Source organism: Sphingobium sp. WTD-1 (genome assembly GCF_030128825.1).
Taxonomy (GTDB): domain Bacteria; phylum Pseudomonadota; class Alphaproteobacteria; order Sphingomonadales; family Sphingomonadaceae; genus Sphingobium.
Genome location: NZ_CP119127.1, coordinates 4,698,521 through 4,715,374 on the forward strand (window position 1 = coordinate 4,698,521; position 16,854 = coordinate 4,715,374).

General features: G+C 65.0%; 14 protein-coding genes. 4 read left to right on the forward strand and 10 right to left on the reverse strand.

Annotated features, from left to right (window positions below):
- Nucleotides 1–4 precede the first annotated feature (4 nt).
- From qhpC to N6H05_RS23350, 5 genes are all read right to left on the reverse strand, one after another.
- Nucleotides 5–385, reverse strand: a complete 381-nt coding sequence (qhpC, locus tag N6H05_RS23330) for a quinohemoprotein amine dehydrogenase subunit gamma (protein WP_017501471.1) — start codon at nucleotides 383–385, stop codon at nucleotides 5–7.
- Complete coding sequence (peaB, locus tag N6H05_RS23335) at nucleotides 382–1,830, reverse strand: quinohemoprotein amine dehydrogenase maturation protein (RefSeq protein WP_284111881.1); 1,449 nt, start codon at nucleotides 1,828–1,830, stop codon at nucleotides 382–384. Before peaB ends, qhpC begins: the two co-directional genes overlap by 4 nt.
- Nucleotides 1,827–3,563, reverse strand: a complete 1,737-nt coding sequence (gene peaA / locus N6H05_RS23340; RefSeq protein WP_284111882.1) for a quinohemoprotein amine dehydrogenase subunit alpha — start codon at nucleotides 3,561–3,563, stop codon at nucleotides 1,827–1,829. Before peaA ends, peaB begins: the two co-directional genes overlap by 4 nt.
- Before the next feature lie 176 nt (nucleotides 3,564–3,739).
- Nucleotides 3,740–5,923, reverse strand: coding sequence for a xanthine dehydrogenase family protein molybdopterin-binding subunit (locus N6H05_RS23345; protein ID WP_284111883.1), 2,184 nt, complete (start codon nucleotides 5,921–5,923; stop codon nucleotides 3,740–3,742).
- Nucleotides 5,920–6,387, reverse strand: coding sequence for a (2Fe-2S)-binding protein (locus N6H05_RS23350; protein ID WP_284111884.1), 468 nt, complete (start codon nucleotides 6,385–6,387; stop codon nucleotides 5,920–5,922). Before N6H05_RS23350 ends, N6H05_RS23345 begins: the two co-directional genes overlap by 4 nt.
- Nucleotides 6,388–6,574: 187 nt before the next feature.
- Between N6H05_RS23350 and N6H05_RS23355 the strand changes: the two genes are divergently transcribed.
- Nucleotides 6,575–8,401 (forward strand): DUF885 domain-containing protein, encoded by a 1,827-nt coding sequence (locus N6H05_RS23355; RefSeq protein ID WP_284111885.1) that lies wholly within the window; start codon nucleotides 6,575–6,577, stop codon nucleotides 8,399–8,401.
- A gap of 85 nt (nucleotides 8,402–8,486) precedes the next feature.
- On the opposite strand, the gene N6H05_RS23360 is transcribed toward N6H05_RS23355, so the two are convergent.
- The 3 genes from N6H05_RS23360 to N6H05_RS23370 form a co-directional block, all read right to left on the reverse strand.
- The gene (locus tag N6H05_RS23360) at nucleotides 8,487–8,894 is read right to left on the reverse strand and encodes a hypothetical protein (protein WP_284111886.1); all 408 of its coding nucleotides are present in this window, start codon (nucleotides 8,892–8,894) and stop codon (nucleotides 8,487–8,489) included.
- Nucleotides 8,895–8,976: 82 nt separating this feature from the next.
- Nucleotides 8,977–9,744 carry an energy transducer TonB gene (locus N6H05_RS23365; protein WP_284111887.1) on the reverse strand — a complete coding sequence of 256 codons (768 nt, stop codon included), beginning with the start codon at nucleotides 9,742–9,744 and terminating at the stop codon, nucleotides 8,977–8,979.
- 4 nt (nucleotides 9,745–9,748) lie between these two features.
- On the reverse strand, nucleotides 9,749–11,842 hold the full coding sequence (locus N6H05_RS23370) for a TonB-dependent receptor domain-containing protein (RefSeq protein WP_284111888.1): 2,094 nt from the start codon (nucleotides 11,840–11,842) through the stop codon (nucleotides 9,749–9,751).
- Nucleotides 11,843–11,977: 135 nt separating this feature from the next.
- Between N6H05_RS23370 and N6H05_RS23375 the strand changes: the two genes are divergently transcribed.
- Nucleotides 11,978–12,784, forward strand: coding sequence for a DUF4198 domain-containing protein (locus tag N6H05_RS23375; protein WP_284111889.1), 807 nt, complete (start codon nucleotides 11,978–11,980; stop codon nucleotides 12,782–12,784).
- A 17-nt stretch (nucleotides 12,785–12,801) separates the two neighbouring features.
- Complete coding sequence (locus N6H05_RS23380) at nucleotides 12,802–13,293, forward strand: EF-hand domain-containing protein (protein WP_284111890.1); 492 nt, start codon at nucleotides 12,802–12,804, stop codon at nucleotides 13,291–13,293.
- Between the two features lie 84 nt (nucleotides 13,294–13,377).
- On the opposite strand, the gene N6H05_RS23385 is transcribed toward N6H05_RS23380, so the two are convergent.
- Nucleotides 13,378–13,656 (reverse strand): DUF2218 domain-containing protein, encoded by a 279-nt coding sequence (locus N6H05_RS23385; RefSeq protein WP_284111893.1) that lies wholly within the window; start codon nucleotides 13,654–13,656, stop codon nucleotides 13,378–13,380.
- 4 nt (nucleotides 13,657–13,660) lie between these two features.
- Complete coding sequence (locus N6H05_RS23390) at nucleotides 13,661–14,329, reverse strand: PadR family transcriptional regulator (protein WP_284111894.1); 669 nt, start codon at nucleotides 14,327–14,329, stop codon at nucleotides 13,661–13,663.
- Nucleotides 14,330–14,624: 295 nt separating this feature from the next.
- Here N6H05_RS23390 and N6H05_RS23395 point away from each other — a divergent pair, with 295 nt between their 5' ends.
- On the forward strand, nucleotides 14,625–16,820 hold the full coding sequence (locus N6H05_RS23395) for a TonB-dependent receptor (protein ID WP_284111895.1): 2,196 nt from the start codon (nucleotides 14,625–14,627) through the stop codon (nucleotides 16,818–16,820).
- The last annotated feature ends 34 nt before the right edge of the window (nucleotides 16,821–16,854 follow it).

The following is a 16,854-nucleotide window of genomic DNA, read 5'->3' on the forward strand; positions in this document are numbered from 1 at the left end:
CGCCTCATGGGAATACCAGGTCGAGATTGCGCCAGTCCTTGGTCGCGGTGGCGCAGTTGCTGGCCCAGTCGGGCGAATAATTCACATGATCGGGCACCTGCACCGGCCAGAAGCAGGTGACGTAGCAGTCATAGATGTCGCGCTCGACCGGCTGGCACAGGCCCGCGGTGCCGCCGCCCGCATCCACTTCCCAGCCGGGCGAGAAGGACAGGGTGCAGCCCATCGGCACATGCGGACGCGGCGCCTGTTGCAGGGCGACGACATCCTCCTCCATATCGGACGGCGTAGCGCCCGACGCAGCAGCGGCCTCGATCGCCGCCTCCATCTGCGTCACGGCGTCGTCGATCCGCCGCGCCTTTTTGTTGATGGCACGAAGATGCTTCATGACAGCCCCTTTCGTTCAGCGAAATGCTCGAGGAAGCCGGGGTTCTTCACCGCCAGCTCGCCATAAATATGCAGGCAGGTATCGGTCCATTGCCGGATCCAGTCGCAATAATGGAGATTGGCGTGGCCGGTGTCGCCATAGCGGACGAACGCCTCATGGTGGCAGCCGCCGGCGCAGAGCGGCCGCGCCCAGCAGCTCTGGCAATCATATTTGGCGCCGACATGGCCGCGGCTCAGGAAATCGCCCTGCTTGACCCGGTCGATGCCGCTCGACACATGGCCCATCACATGGGTGTCGGCGTCGGTGAAGCGATGACAGGGCGACAGGTCGCCCGACGGGCTGACCCCCATCAGCCCCATGCCCGCGCCGCAGGGATGCGATTTGTTGACGCCCGAAATCAGCTCGCTGATCGTCTCGCTGACATTGGTGAAACCATGAACCTGCCCACGCAGCGCATATTCCAGCCATTCCTGTGCCAGCAGGTTGAACTGCGCCAGCACGCTGTCCATGCCATCGACATCGATCGAATAGGCCCGCGTTTCCCCCGTCGTCACTGGCGCGAAACCGACTTCGTGGAAACCCAGATCATCCTTCAGATGCCGGAAGATGCGCACGACATCGGTCACGCCCTCGGTCAGGGTGACGCGCGCGGTGACGGCGCGGGTGCGGTGATGGGCGATCAGCGTGCGCAGCCGCGGCTCGATCACCGCATAGCTGCCCTTGCCATTCTTGTAGACGCGATGCTTGTCCTGCAACTCCGGCGGCCCGTCCATCGACACGGTGACGCCGACCCGATTGTCCGACAGGAAGGTGACGATCTCCGGGGTCAGCAGCGTGGCATTGGTGGTGAGGCTATAGGTGATCCCCTTGCCTGCCGCCGCCGTCGCGCCATTGGCATACTCCACCACATCGCGCAAAAGCTTGAAATTCATCAAGGTTTCACCACCGAAGAAGGTGATATGCACCGACGGGCGATGGGCCGCCTCGGCGATCAGCAGGTCGACCGACGCCCTGGCCGTTTCCAGCGTCATATATTTGGGCTTGCCGGCCGGCGTGGCGATCTTGTCCGCGCCAAATTCATAGCAATAGGTGCAGGCAAGGTTGCACTGGTTGGTGATGTTGAGCACCAGCGCCTGCAACGGGAAATCGGCCGGCGGCGCTTCGGGCACGGATACCGGCGCCGCGCCCAGATGGATGAGCTGCGCCGCGCGCAATTCCCGCACCAGCGACTCGGCTTCGGCCAGGTCGCCCTCCTCGCCCGCCAGTTCGCGGACCAGGGCGGCATGGCTCAGTTCCTGTCCATCGAGCCGGTCCAGCACGGCCTGCACCTGCGCATCGATCTCGAAGATCGCGCCGGCACTCACCAGATAGACGAAATCGCTGCCGCCGGCGGCAAAGCCATGATATTCGGCGCGACGATAGGCGGGGGCCTGCATGACGGTCATCGCGACACCTCCGGCTGGTCGAAGCGCTGATACATGGGCACGGTCACGACCAGATAGGACCGCGCGCTCAGGGGCTTGCCGAACTTGTCCCTCTCGCCCTTCGCCGTGGCGACGACCCAGACCTCGCCATAATTGTTGCGGCTGAACCGGCGTTCGGGATTGGGGCCTTCCAGCCCCGGCGTGAAGAAGGCGGTGGGGCTCAGCGCGCCCACATATTTCATGTCGTCATCATAATAGACCGACATGAATTCCTGCATCGACCAGGTCGCGTCGACCGGGCCGATCGCGACATCGTCGACAGTGTTCGGCTTGCCATCCAGACCATTGTCATAACCGATCGCCTCATACTGCTGATATCCCTTGGCGAACTTGGTGCCGCCCAGCCGGGCCAGGCTCGTTTCCGGCGTGACCTTGAGATAATCGACCTTGCGATAGACCGGGAATGCCTTTTCCAGCACCGCGCCGCCAATGCCGACATCGCGCTGACCGGCGGGCGCGCTGGCCGCGACATCGACGCTCAGCACCGCCTTGCCCGGCGTCGCCGACACGACCCTGGCGACGGTGACGCCCGCGCCCAGATCGACGTCCGCCACCGTCAGCGACGCGGGCAGATTATGGCCCCAGATGGTGACATCGACGCTCTTCGCCCCGGCCTTCACCGCGCCCGGCGTCACCGCCAGGATCGCGGGCGCAGCAGTCGCGCGGACCAGTTTCACATCATAGCCGAATTCCTGATATTCGCCCCAGAACCAGCGCCCTTCGGCGCGCTGCTGGTCGGGCGCGAACCACATCGTCTCACGCGCCGGACTGCCCAGATCATCGGGCTTCCCCGGCACCGCGCCGCCCTTCGACGAGCCGCGCCAGCTATAGCCGGAATAGACGAGGCCGGTGCCGCTGCGACTGATGGTCGCGCCGTTGGTGAGCGAGGTGAGCGACGCGCTGGTCTTGAACTCGTCCGCCGCCGCGCCCGGCGCCACCGTCATCGTGCCGACGAAGCGGCCCTGCCCCGGCACCGACGCCACCACCAGCCAGTCGCCCGCCAGCCGCGGCGCGCGCAGGCGTGAACTCCAGGCGGCCCATTCGGGCGTATGCAGCCCCGCCACCTTGGGCAGGTAGGTCAGCGCATATTCGCCGCGCGTCATCTTGTCCTTGGGGTCGCGGCCGGCGGGCTGCTCGCTATCCTCGGCCGGGCGGCGATATTGGGCGTCGGCCTGCGAATAAAGCGCGACATGCAGATCCTGCAGCGTCTTCCATTCCAGCTTCGACCGGCGCCAGGACAGGGGCTGGGCAAAGGCATGGCAGCTGGCGCAGGCGCCGCGCATAGTCTCATTGGGCAGCACTTCATCGACGATCCGCTTTTCGGGCAGATACATGACCGGCCGCGCCTCCTCCGGCGCCAGCCCGTGCGAGGCGGACAGCGACTTGATGACCGCGCGCGATTCCTCGGGGGTGATCCCCAGACCGTTCAAGCGCACCATCCGCTTGATCGCCTGCGCCCAGCCCTCCGGCGTGGTACGCACCCAGCTGATGCGGGACAGGTTGCCCTTGGCATCGGGCGCGTGACAGCTGCCGCATTTTTCCTGGACCAGCGGATCGGTGACGGGGATGCCCTCCTCCGTCTCCTTCATCGTCGCGCCGTCGGGACCGCCATCGGCCCCGCTCCCCCCTTGGGCCAGCACGACCGACGCAGAGAGCAACGCCAACAGACCGAACTTCACCGGAAGCTGCTTCACCCTGATGTCCCCCTTTGGCGTCCGGTCTTTTGCCCTGGACGCGGCCCAATCTCAGGCGGGGGCTTTTTTGCCCCTCTGACCGGCATGACGGATGACGCCATGTCGATCCGCCATCAAATTCTTGACGATCATCAAGATTTTTCAGGCCAAGTAAAGAGGGGGTCGAAAAACAAGGTTCAGGCGAACATTTCCGGTACGATCGGCAGAGTGCGGATGCGCTTGCCGGTCGCGGCGTGCAGCGCGTTGACCAGCGCCGGGATCACCGGCGGCAACGCCGGCTCGCCCATGCCGGTCGGCGGATAATCGGTCTTCACGAACTCGACGATGATGTGCGGCGTATCGGGGATGCGCTGCAGCGGATGGGTGTCGAAATTGGCCTGCTCGACAGCCCCCGCCACCTGGGTGATTTTCTGCCCGGCCAGCGCCTGGCCCAGCCCTTCGATCACCGATCCCTGCGCCTGGTGCAGCGCGTTCATCGGGTTGATGATCTGGCTGCCGACATCGCCCGCGACCCACACGGTCGCGACCTTCGGCATGCCATCGACCAGCGCCACCTCCAGCACCTCGGCGAAATAGCCCATATGGCTGTAGTAAAAGGCAAAGCCCTTGCCCCGCCCCTTGGGCAATTTCCCGCGATCGGCCCAGCCGCTCATCGCCACCACCTTCTCGATCACGCCCCTGGCGCGGCCGGTGATGAAGGGCGGCGCATTGGGACCGCGCGGCAATTCGCGCGGTTCGCCCAGCAGTTCAAGCATCAGCGTCGGCAGATCCTTGCCCGCCGCCTGCGCCACTTCGTCCAGGAAGGCCTGGGTGACGAAGGCCAGCGCGTTGGAGCCGGGCGCGCGCAGCCAGCCGGTCGGCATGTTGGTGGCAAGGAAACTCTGTTCGAGCAGCACCGTGTCGATCAGGCCGGCGGGGATTTCGCTCGCCGGCATCTCTGCCGAGCGCACCGGCTTGCCGTCCTTGCCGAAGGTCACGAAATGATCGTGGAAGGCGGTCAGCTTGCCGCCCTTGTCCAGCGCTGCCCGGAAGCCGTGCCAGCCGGCCGGGCGATAGAAATCGCGCTGGATATCCTGCTGGCGGTTGAACAGCAGCTTCACCGGTACGCCCGGCACTTGCGCCGCGATCGCCGCCGCCTGCACCATATAGTCGTTCATCAGCCGCCGGCCGAAGCCGCCACCGATGCGGGTGAAGTTGATGCGGATTTTCTCCGGCGGCAGGTTCAGCGCCTTGGCCACCAGCCCGCGCCCGCTTTCTGGATTCTGCGTCGGCGCCCAGATTTCGATCGCGCCATCCTTGAACAGGGCGGTGCAGTTTTGCGGCTCCAGCGTGCCATGCGCCAGGAACGGATAATCATATTGCGCGCTGACCGTCTTCGCCGCCCCGGCAAAGGCGGCCTCCACGTCACCGGCACGGACGATGTCGCCATCCGCTTTCCTCTTCAGCCGTTCGGCCGCCTGCGCGGCGTAGCCCTCCGTCGAAAAGCCGCTGACCGCGCTCATGTCCCATTCGACCTTCAGCGTTTCGCGCGCCTGGTTGGCGCTCCACCAACTGGTCGACAGGATGGCGACGCCGTCGAACAGCGATTCTGGCGTGCCGTCGCCCTTGATCGTGAGCACATGGGCCACGCCCGGCAGCGCCTTGACCGCGTCCAGATTGGCCGTCTTGAACGTGCCGCCAAAGGCCGGGCAGGTTTCCAGCACGGCATAGAGCATGCCGGGCAGCTTGAAATCGATCCCGAACAAGGGCTTGCCGGCGACGATCGCGGGCGTATCCACCCCGCCGATCGACTGGCCGATGATGCGGAAATCCCTGGGGTCTTTCAGCGTCAATGTCGCCGGATCGGGCGCCGGCTGCTGCGCGGCGGCAGCGGCGAGCGCCGCGTAAGTCATGCTCCTGCCCGATGCGGGATCGCTCACCTTGCCGCTGCCGGTCTTCAATGTCGCGGGCGCCACGCCCCATATCTGCGCCGCCGCTGCGACCAGCATCGCGCGCGCGGCGGCACCGGCCTTGCGCGTCGGCAGCCATTCGCGCGGCGTCGTGCGACTGCCCCCGGCCGTCTGTCCGCCGAATATCTTCTGGTCGGCATGGGTCTGCTCGATCGTCACCTGCGCCCAGTCGACGTCCAGTTCCTCGGCGATCAACATCGGCAGCATCGTCTTGGCGCCCTGCCCGATCTCGGCATTTTTCGCGCCGATGATGACACGATTGTCGGGCAGGATGCGCACGAAGGCGGTCAATATCTGCGGCGCGCCCTCGGCCGCGCCGGCCAGCGGGATGTTGAGGTCGAACAGCAAACCACCGCCCGCAACCAGCGAGGCGCTGAGGAAGCAGCGGCGCGACAGGATCGGCGCGTTCATGCCTTCGCTCCCGCCCTGGCCGCATCCTTGATCGCGGCGCGGATGCGGACATAGGTGGAGCAGCGGCAGAGATTGCCCATCATCGCCGCATCGATGTCCTCGTCACTGGGGTCAGGCGTGGTCGCCAGCAGCGCGGTCGCGCTCATGATCTGCCCCGCCTGGCAGTAGCCGCATTGCGGCACGTCCAGCTTGACCCAGGCATCGGATATCCGCTTGCCCGCATCGCTCTGCGCCACCGCCTCGATCGTGGTGATCGCCATGCCCTGCGCCTCGCCGATCGGCGTCTGGCAGGCGCGCGCCGGGCTGCCGTCGATATGCACGGTGCAGGCGCCGCACAGCCCCGCGCCACAGCCGAACTTGGTGCCGACCATGTCCAGATCCTCGCGCAACGCCCACAGCAAAGGCTTGGCCGGATCGGCCTCCACCGTGCGCGTCTGTCCATTGACCTTGAGACTGATCGTCATCGCCCTACCCCCGCTCAACCTTTGATTGTCGCACGCAAAATAGATGGCAGAAAGGCACGGCCTGTCCAGAGGCTTCAGGGACGGTCGTCCAAGTCCCGGAAAAGCGATCGCTTTCGCAAGGCCCGGCTTGACTTGGCGCCCGCGCGCCTGTCTCTCCTCCGCATCCCCATTCGCGACAGGAATTGCCATGACCGTCCGTATCTCGCTCGCGCTGCTCCTTGCCCTCGGCGCCCCCGCACCGATCCTGGCCCAGGCGCCTACCGCTGCGCCCGCATCGGCGACCGCGCAGGAAGACAAGGCGCTGCTCGCCTTCCTCGATCAGGCGTTCGACCAGCAACTAGCGCTCAGCCCGGAATCTATGACCAGCCTTGGCCTCAAGACCGACTATGGCAAGCTCGACGATTATAGCGAACGGGCCGACGCCCGCAGCCTGGCGCTGCAGGAACAACAGCTTGCGCAGCTGCATCGCCGCTTCTCGCCCGAACGGCTCGGCCCCTCGGCGCGCCTCAGCTATCGCCTGTTCGAAGCGCAGGTGGCGACGTCGAAGCAGCAGGCGCCCTTCGCCAAATATGCCTTCCCCGTGTCCACCAATGGCAGCCCCGCGGGCAACATCCCGGTCTTCCTGATCAACGAGCATCGCGTCGACAGCGTAGCGGATGCCCAGGCCTATATCGCCCGCCTGCGTGATAGCGAACGGGTGATGAACGAGGTCGCGACCAAGATGCGCGACCAGGCGGCACAGGGTATCGTCCCGCCCAAGATGGTGTTCGCCCCTGCCCGTGCCGACGCGAAGAAGGTGATCAGCGGCGCGCCCTTCGATCAGGGGCCGGACTCGACCCTGTTCGCCGATTTCAAGAAGAAGGTCGGCGCGCTCAAGGCATCGGATGCGGAGAAGGCCAAGCTGATCGCGAACGCACAGGCCGCGCTCACCGGCCCCTTCGCCAAGGGCTTCCAGACCCTTTTCGCCGCGCTCGATGCGATCGAGCCCAAGGCCAAGGGCAATGACGGTGCCTGGAGCCTGCCGGGCGGCGAGGCCTATTATAACGCCCGCCTTGCCTTCTACACCACCACCAGCCTCAACGCCGACCAGATCCACCAGATCGGCCTCGATCAGGTCAAGGCGATCCGGGCGGAGATGGAGGCGGTGAAGGCGCGGATCGGCTTTGCCGGATCGCTGACCGATTTCTTCCAGGCGCTGCGCACCGATCCCAAGTTCAAATATCCCAATGACGCTGCCGGCCGCGAAGCCTATCTGGCGGACGCCCGCGCCGCCATCGCCCAGACCATGGACGCCGCGCCGCGCTTCTTCCGCGTCCTGCCCAAGGCGAAGCTGGAGGTGCGCGCGGTCGAGGCCTGGCGGCAGGAAACCGCCTCGGTCGCCTTCTACAACCAGCCCGCGCCCGACGGATCGCGCCCCGGCATCTTCTACGTCAATCTCGCCGACATGAATCAGGTGCAGAAGCCGCAGGTCGCGGCGATCGCCCATCATGAAGGCGCGCCGGGCCATCATTTCCAGATCGCCCGCGCGCAGGAACTGCCCGACCTGCCCAAATTCCGCCGCTTCGGCTATTATGGCGCCTATACCGAAGGCTGGGGCCTCTATAGCGAGCGCCTGGCCAAGGAAATGGGCGCCTATCAGGATCCCTATTCGGAATTCGGCATGCTCTCGCTCCAGATGTGGCGCGCGATCCGCCTGGTCACCGACACCGGCCTGCACGCCAAGCGCTGGACGCGCGAACAGGCGATCCAGTATTTCCGCGACAATGCGCCCCTGTCGGAACGCGACATCGTCAAGGAAGTCGATCGCTACATCAACAATCCGGGCCAGGCGACCAGCTACATGATCGGCCAGATCCGCATCGCCCAGCTGCGCAAGGAAGCCGAACAGGCGCTGGGCGCGAAGTTCGACATTCGCGACTTCCATGAAGTGGTGCTGGCCAACGGCGCCCTGCCGCTCGACGTGCTGGGCGAACAGGTCCAGGCCTATATCGCGGCCACCAAGGCCAAGGGTTGAACCGCCCTACCCACCCGGCTTGCCCCGCCAGCAGGGGGCAAGCCGGGTGAAGGCATCCGTTAAAACTTTGAACCGCCCGACGCCTTTACGGCAATTCATCAATAATGTGCGGAAGCACCGAGGCAATCTGACTATACGCTCTGAGTGAGAATTGCATCTCAAGGCGTTGCAGGCTGCTCTGTCGAGTGATCCCCATTATCAACAATCTACTTTGATCATTTCTCGGTAGAAGATCATGATTTTTGGGCAGCAGTTCTCGAAGCGGAACAAGGTGGAGGACTTTCACCTGATCATATCTGCATTCAAAGGCGGCTGGGGCACCATCGTACGCAAAGCCTAGCTCCGATAGCACAAGCCTTACGGGGCCGTCGTGCATTTGGTAAATTGGCTTACCGAGGACCGATATTTCCGAAGCATCCGCCCACCCGCCTAGCCCGGCATCGACGGCGGCGATCGATTTTCGTCTAATCCATTGCTCGATCGCAAGTGCCATAGCCCCTCCACTAAGACATATTGTAGGCGATCCATTTCAGGTTGGGAATGTCGACAAATGGCCGTCCCCAGACCATCCCCAGCTACACCGGCAGCACGAACTCCACCGGCGCGGTGAATTCGATGCGGTCGCCGGATATGTCAGACGGGGCCTTGGGATAGGGCGAGGCGCGGTGCAGCATGGCGGCGGCTTCTTCGTCGAGCGAGGCGCGGCCGGAACTGCTGATCACACGCCCTTCGATCAGCATGCCGGCGCGGTCGATCACGAAGCGGACCTTCACCACCCCTTCCTCATGCCGCATCTTGGCGCGGCGGGGATAAATCTTGTGGGCATAGAGCCAGGAGCGGACCCGCGCGGCATAGGCGCGGCTGTTGCCGGCCGGGGCGTTGGCGTCCAGGCCGTCGGAGATCCCGCGCCGGGCCGGCGGCGCGCCGGCGCTGGCGGCCATGACCGGCGCCGCCCTGGCCGCGGGCTGTGATGACGGCGCCGCCGCGGCCACTGGCGTTGACGGAGCAGCCGGCGCCACCGCGACGGGCAGCGACAATGCGGAAGGGATCGCCACCATCGGCGGCGGCACCGGCTGCGGCGGGCTGACCGGCGTGGGGGGCGGCGCCTGCGTCGGCACCGGGGCTTCGGGCTGCGCCGTCGCCTCCGCCGCCTCGGCCTGCTCCACCCCCTGCTCCACGCCCTTCAGCGCCGCCAGCGACATGACGGTCAGTGCAGCCCCCTCCTCGCGCTTCGGCGCGCGGCCCATGCCCAGGTTCAGCAGCGCCGCGATCAGCAGCGCGTTTATCCCAAGCGAGGCCGCCGCCGGCCCCGTGACGCGAAAGGGACGCCGCACGCCCGTCATGGCGTCAGAAGCTATTCGCCACGGTGAAGCGGAAGCTCTGTCCCTCGGCGGCGAGCGACGACAGATGGCGGCGATATTGCTTGTCGAAGATATTATCCATGGCGATGCGGAATTCAAAGCCCTTGGCCAGGCCACCCTGCGGCTTGAAGGCGAAGAACAGGTTGTGGACGCTGTAGCCCGGCGTCGCCAGGCCCGACCCGGCCGAGGCGAAGCTGCCCGGCGTCACCTTGTCCTGGCGCTCGGCAAATTCGCCGGTCCAGCCGCCCGACAGGCCGCTCGCCACATCATTATAGCCCAGCGTCAGGCGATAGTCGTTCGCCGGGATGGTGTTGAGATAATCGCCGGTCAACCGGTTCTTGCCATCGATGAAGCTGGCATTGCCGCGCGCATAGAAGCCGCCAATGCCATATTCGGCTTCCAGCTCGATGCCCTTGAAGCGCGACCGGTTGATATTCTGGAAATAGGGCGTGCCCGCCGCTGCCGAGACGTTGACGATCAGATCCTTGACGTCGTTCTGGAACAGGGTGGTCTTCGCGCGGAAGCGGTCATTCTTGCCCAGCATATCGTCGAAGGACAAAGTGAAGCCGGCTTCATAATTGTCCGATTTCTCGGGCTTCAGATCCGGATTGTTCGGCCGGGTCGCGCTGCGGGTGAAGATTTCGTCGATATTGGGCATGCGCACGGTGCGCGCGACCGACCCGAACAGGCCGAACCAGGGCGTAATATTGTAGAGCGCGGCAAGCTTGGGCGACACGCCGCTATCCTTCACCTTGTCGGTGAGGACGGTGCCGCCGACCACCGTGTCACCCGGCGTCAGGCGGGTCCAGTCGACGCGCACGCCCGGCATGATGGTCAGCGTGTCGGACCAGACAATCTCCAACTGACCGAACAGACCGTAACGGTCCATGTCGCCTTCGGGATGGGTGCCCGCGCCGGGCGTCACCGTACCGTCGAAATTGACGCGCGGGTTGCGCCGTTCCTGCGTGCTCCACTGGCCGCCCAAGATCAGGAAGGTCGTCCAGTCGCCGCCCATGGCGAACTCGCTGGTATTCTGGACCTTGGCCTGCCAGCTTTCATAGGAGAAATCGGAATATTCCAGGTTCGCGCCCAGGAAGGTCGTCTCAGTCTGGTGGACCTTGGACAGCGAATAGGCGACCTGCGCCTCGACATTGAAGAATTTGCTGCCGTCAAAGTCGTTCACATAGCCCAGCACGGCGGTCTTGTCGTGGACCCGGCGGCGCATCAGCGAGCTGCCGGTGGCGGCCGAAATCTGGTCATAGACCTGCGGCGCGTCGCTGATCCAGTCCTGGTAGGACGCCCAGATCGCATGCTTCTTGTTGCCGCCGATCGCGACCCGGCCCTTGACCAGCCAGCTGTCGGATTCGGTGGCGGAGGCAGCAACGGTGTCGCCATTGCCGCTCTTGTAATCGTCGGTGCGGCGATAATTATAGCTGCCCAGCAGCTCGACGCCGTCGACCGGCTCGGTCGCGACGATGCCCGACAGGGTATGGCCCTGCGCATTGGTTTCGGTCGCGCCCTTCAACCGCACGGCCAGCTTGTCGCCGTCGCGCAGGAAGTCCGACGCATCCTTGGTGGTGAAGTTGATCACGCCCGCCAGCGCGCCCGCGCCATAGAGGGTGGAGGATGCCGGGCCGCGCAGCACCTCGACCCGCTTGTAGAGTTCGGGCTCGCTGAAAAAGGCACCCATGCGATATTGTTCGTAGAATTTGGTGACGCCATCGACCGTCATCAGGATGCGGTTGTCGCTGTCGCCGATCACCGTGCCCATGCCGCGAATGTTGAAGCCCTGGCCGAGCTGGCCGACGCCGCCCTGCACATTGACGCCCGGCATGCCTTCCAGCAGGTCGCCGATCGTCGTCGCCTGCAACTGGTCGATATCCTCCTGATCCAGCGCGGTCACCGCCTGCGGCGTGTCCAGCGCGACCTTCTCGACGCCAGCGGAGATGATCATCCGGTCGAGTGCGAACTGCGAATCGCTCGCCAACGCAATGTCGTCACTCTGCTCCTGCGCCATCACCGGCAGTGGCAGCGCGATCAGCGCGGTGCCCAGCAGTAGCAGGGTCTTGGACTTGGTCATGAAAAATGCCCCCATATCATTGTTGCGGCGCATCAGGCGCCGGGTCGGGCCGCTCTCTACTCCGATTAAATGCTATTGCAAGTGATTCTCACTATACACTATAAAGAGGCGTAACGAAACCAAGGGGGAACCCCATTGTCCAACCATCGCCGCCCGGTGAACGCCCTGTTCGCCGCCGCCTTGCCTGTGCTGTTATTGGCCGGCGCCACTGCCGCCCAGGCGCATATGCCCTATGTGCTGCCGACCCTGTTCGATGCCGCAAAGGCTGACCATGTCACCGTCACCTCGGCCTTTGCCGAGGACGCCTTCGTCCCCGAAGTCGCGATGCGCGACGCGCCCTTCCACCTGGTCGCGCCGGATGGCAGCCAGGCGACCACCGGCCCGGTCACCTATCTGCGTGACCTGTCAGTGTTCGAGGCCGATCTGAAGGCGGACGGCACCTATCGCATCACCACCGGCCAGCGCGCCGGACGCAAGGGCAAGATGTTCCGCGTCGGCGATGTCTGGGTGATGCGCGGCGAGGGCGGCGATCCCAAGCCCGGCGCGCAGGAGGTCGAAGTGCAGAGCATGACGCTGGCAGACGCCTATGTCACCCGCGGCCAGACGACGCAGGCCGCGCTCAAGCCGGTCGGCATGGGCCTCGAAATCCAGCCGGTCACCCATCCCAACGCCATCGTGTCGGGCAGCGATGCCAGCTTCGTGCTGCTGTTCGACGGCAAGCCCCTGCCCGCCACGCAGGTCACCCTGTTCCGCAGCGCCGGCGTGCATGACGGCCGCAAGGTCGCGACCGAGACCAAGAGCGACGCGCAGGGCCGCTTCAGCCTGAAGCCCGACGATGCCGGCACCTATCTGATCCTGGTCCGCCATCGCGGCGCCGCACCCACCGGGTCAGAAACACCCTATCGCAGCTACACCTACACGCTGGCCTTCGACGCCGCCTGATATCCCGGAGACACGCCATGAACACCCGTTCCATCCTGATCGCCGCCGTCGTTGCCACCGCCGGCACGCCCGCCTTCGCCGCCCCGCATGAAGGCGGCGCCTTCGTCCACGACTATGACAGCGACCATGACGGCCAGGTCACCCGCGCCGAGTTCGACGCGGTGCGCGTCACCCGCTTCAAGGCGACCGATGTCAATGGCGATGGCTGGGTGTCGGAGGAGGAATATGTCGGCGAATATGCCGCCCGGCTCGAAAAGCAGCTCGCGGAATCGAGCCTGACCGAAGACAAGAAGACCGAGGAGCGCCAGCGCCAGATCCGCCAGGCCCATGTCCGCTTCAACGTCCTCGACAAGGACAAGGACGGCAAGATGGCCCAGGCCGAATATGACGCATCGGGTGCGCGTGCCTTTGCCGAGCAGGACGCCGACAAGGACGGCATCGTCACCGCCGCCGACGTGCAGGCGACCAACGCCCGCATGGCCGCCATGCGCGCCAAGACCGACAGCTGATACAAAGAAGGACCGGAATTGCCGGTCCTCATCGAGCTTACCAGGGAAGGGCCCGGGCCGTGCAGACCCGGCTCCTTTCGCGTGTCAGGCCCAGTGGAAGGGCAAGGGTGCCTCGCGGAAGGCGAAGCGGTCGAGATGGTCGGCGACGACCTTTTTGAACGTCTCGACATCCGCGTCCGCATTGGGTTCCAGCACCACGGTCAGCAACTCGGTATCGGCACTCAGGTGGATCGGCCCCATCGGAAAGGCGATCTCGCCCTTGTCCGCGTCGAAGCTGGTCTCGAACTTGTGGCTCCAATGCTTGCAGAGCTGCTGCAGGTAACGGCTGCCATGGGTGGTCGGCACGGTGGCGGTCAGCGTCATGGGGTCAGAGCCTTTCGATCTTGCTGGCGGCCTCGTCGATCAGGGCCGCGACGTCGAACATGGTTTGGGAATCGGCGCCTTCCTTTTCAAGCCGATGCTGGATCGCCACCCGCATATTCTGCAGCGCGCGGCGCACCGGCGCAGCATCATTACGTTCGGCCTTGCGGGCCAGATGCGCCAGCTTCTCCATCACCTCGGCAACGCCGGCCTCATGCTCGGCCAGATGGGCGGTGCCCGCCTCGGTAATGGCGAACAGCTTGCGGCTGCCTTCGCCGGGCTGCTCGGCGATCAGGTCCATGTCGGCCAGCAGCGTCAGGGTCGGATAGACGACGCCCGGACTGGGCGCATAGACCGCCCCCGACAGGCTCTCGATCTCGCGGATCAGGTCATAGCCGTGGCGCGGCGCATCGGCGATCAGCTTGAGCAAGATGAGCTTGAGCGCATCATTGCCGAACAGCCGCCGACGCCCGCCGCCACGCCCGCCCCGGCCACCGCCGAAAGGACCGTCACCAAAGCCGTCTTCACCGAACGGACCGCCCCGGCCACCTGCCCGGCCACCGCCGAAACCGCGCCCGAAGCCCTCGGGACCAAAGCCGCCCGGTCCGAAGAAGCGGCCATGGCCGCGTCCGCCACGCTGGCCCAAGCCGCGCGGGTCGAAACCGCGATCGGCCATGGCGTCATCCATGTGCCGGCCCGGCCGGCAACCCCGGCGTCCAGCGCCGCGATCAGAATGGGAAAAATGCATATTCTCTCTTTCAAAATGCTTCATGATGCATTGTGATATATCTTACAAATCATCGACGTCAATGAATGAGATATATCTTTATGCATCTTATGATAGAGACACCCACCCGAAACGCCCGAAAATCGGACTTATCGCCTCATCGCATAAGCATTATGCAGAATGTGATTGTTCTTGCGATCGATTGTCGTTAGCAGCCCTGCCCAACATAGATCAGGGGATCGCGATGATGCGTCATATCGAAATTCGTCACTCTGCAATCGCGCTGGCGGCGCTGACCATCGCCCTCGCATCGCCAGCCATGGCGCAGCAGGCCGAGGCCGAAGCCGACGCTGACACCAAGGGCGCCGAATCGATCGTCGTCACCGCCGCCCGCTCGATCCTGCCGCCCAATGCGTTGCCGCTAACGATCGACCTGATCGACAAGCAGATGCTGGACCAGCAAGTCGCGATTTCCGGCTCGGTCACCGATGCCATCTCCACCCTCACCCCCAGCTTCTCCCCCACGCGCGGCAAGCTGTCGGGTGCTGGGGAAACGCTGCGCGGCCGCTCGCCGCTCTACGCCATCAACGGCATCCCCCAATCGACCCCGCTGCGCGACGGCAGCCGCGACGGCTTCACCATCGACGGCTTCTTCATCGACCGGGTGGAACTCATCTATGGCTCCAACGCGCTGCAGGGCATTGGCGGCACCGGCGGCATCGTCAACCAGGTGACGGTCGGCGCGCCCAAGGAAGAAGGCATCAGCGGCCGGGTGCTGCTGCAGGGGTCGGCGAGCGACGATTTCGACGGTGATGGCTTCGGCGGCAAGGCGGCGGGACTCGTCCAGTATAAGGCCGGCGCTTTCGACGCCACCGTCGGCGCCTCCTATGAGAAGCGGGGCGCCTTCTACGACGCGCGCAACCGCCGCATCGGCATCAACATGACCCAGGGCGAGACCCAGGCGTCGCAGGCCACCGATATCTTCGCGCGGCTGGGCTATGCCGTGGGCGATACCGGCCGGCTCGACCTGATCCTCAATCGCTATGAGCTGAAGGGCGATGGCGATTATGTCCCGCTCGCCGGCAGCCGCGCCAGCGGCCTCCCCACCACCGCGGTCAAGGGCGACGCCCCCGGCACGCCGGGATCGAACCGCACCGAAAGCGCGTCCCTCTCCTACACCGACAGCGATGTCGCCGGCGGCAACCTCGTCACCCAGCTTTTCTTCAACCGCAGCCGCGACATTTTCGGCGGCGAGTTCGCCGCAATCGCGACCTTCCAGGATCCCGCCATCGCGCCGGTCGGCACATTGTTCGACCAGTCGCAAAACCGGTCGCGCAAGATCGGCGGCAAGATCAGCTATGAACGCGCCCTGCCCGGCTTCGAGGCGCTGACCACCACGGTTGGCCTCGACGTCCTGTTCGACAAGACGGAACAGCGACTGATGGTCACCGGCCGCACCTGGGTGCCGCCCAGCGACTTCCGTTCCATCGCCCCCTTCGCCCAGGCCAATCTCAAGATCGCCGACGGGCTGGTCCGCGTCGCCGGCGGGGTGCGCTGGGAAAATGTGCAGGTGAAGATCGACGATTTCCACACCCTCGCCTCCACCACCGCGCCCAATTATGGCGGCGTCGACGTCGATGGCGGCAAGCCCAAATTCTCCGACGCGCTGCTGAACGGCGGCCTGATCTTCGAACCGCTTGAGGGCATTCGTGCCTATGCCAGCTATGCCGAGGGCTTCACCATGCCCGATGTCGGCCGCGTCACCCGGTCGATCGGCGTCGCGGGCATCGACCTCGACGATTATCTCGACATCAGCCCGATCGTCTCCAACAACCGCGAGATCGGGCTGGAGGTGAAGCGCGGCCCGATCGACGCCAGCGCCACCTATTTCTGGTCGTCCAGCGACAAGGGCCAGATATTGATCGCGCAGGGCGACGGCATCTTCACCGTGCAGCGCCAGCGGGTCGAGATCGAAGGGCTGGAAATCAACCTCGGCGTGCAGACGCCGCTGCCGGGGCTCAAGCTCTCCACCGGCTATGCCCATCTCAAGGGCCGCTATGACAGCGACAGCGCCAATCCCGACGGCATCGTCGATACCGATCTGGACGGCACCAACATCTCGCCCGATCGCCTGAACGTCGCCGCCGACTATCGCCATGGCGCCATCTCGGCGCGGCTGCAGACCCAATATTATCTGTCGCGCAATTTCCATGGCAAGGCGAACCCGGACCGGCGCAACAATTTCGGCGGCTATGCGGTCACCGACGCCTATCTGCGCTATGACACCGCATCACTGGGCGGCGTCTATCTCAGCGTCCAGAATCTGTTCGATAAATTCTATATCGACTATAATAGCGACACGCGCCTGCCCAACGACAATCTGGCCTTCTTCGCCGGTCGCGGGCGTCTCTTCACCCTGGGCTGGGATTATCGCTTCTAAGGGTGAACGGGCGGGTGCAGACCCGCCCTCCCCA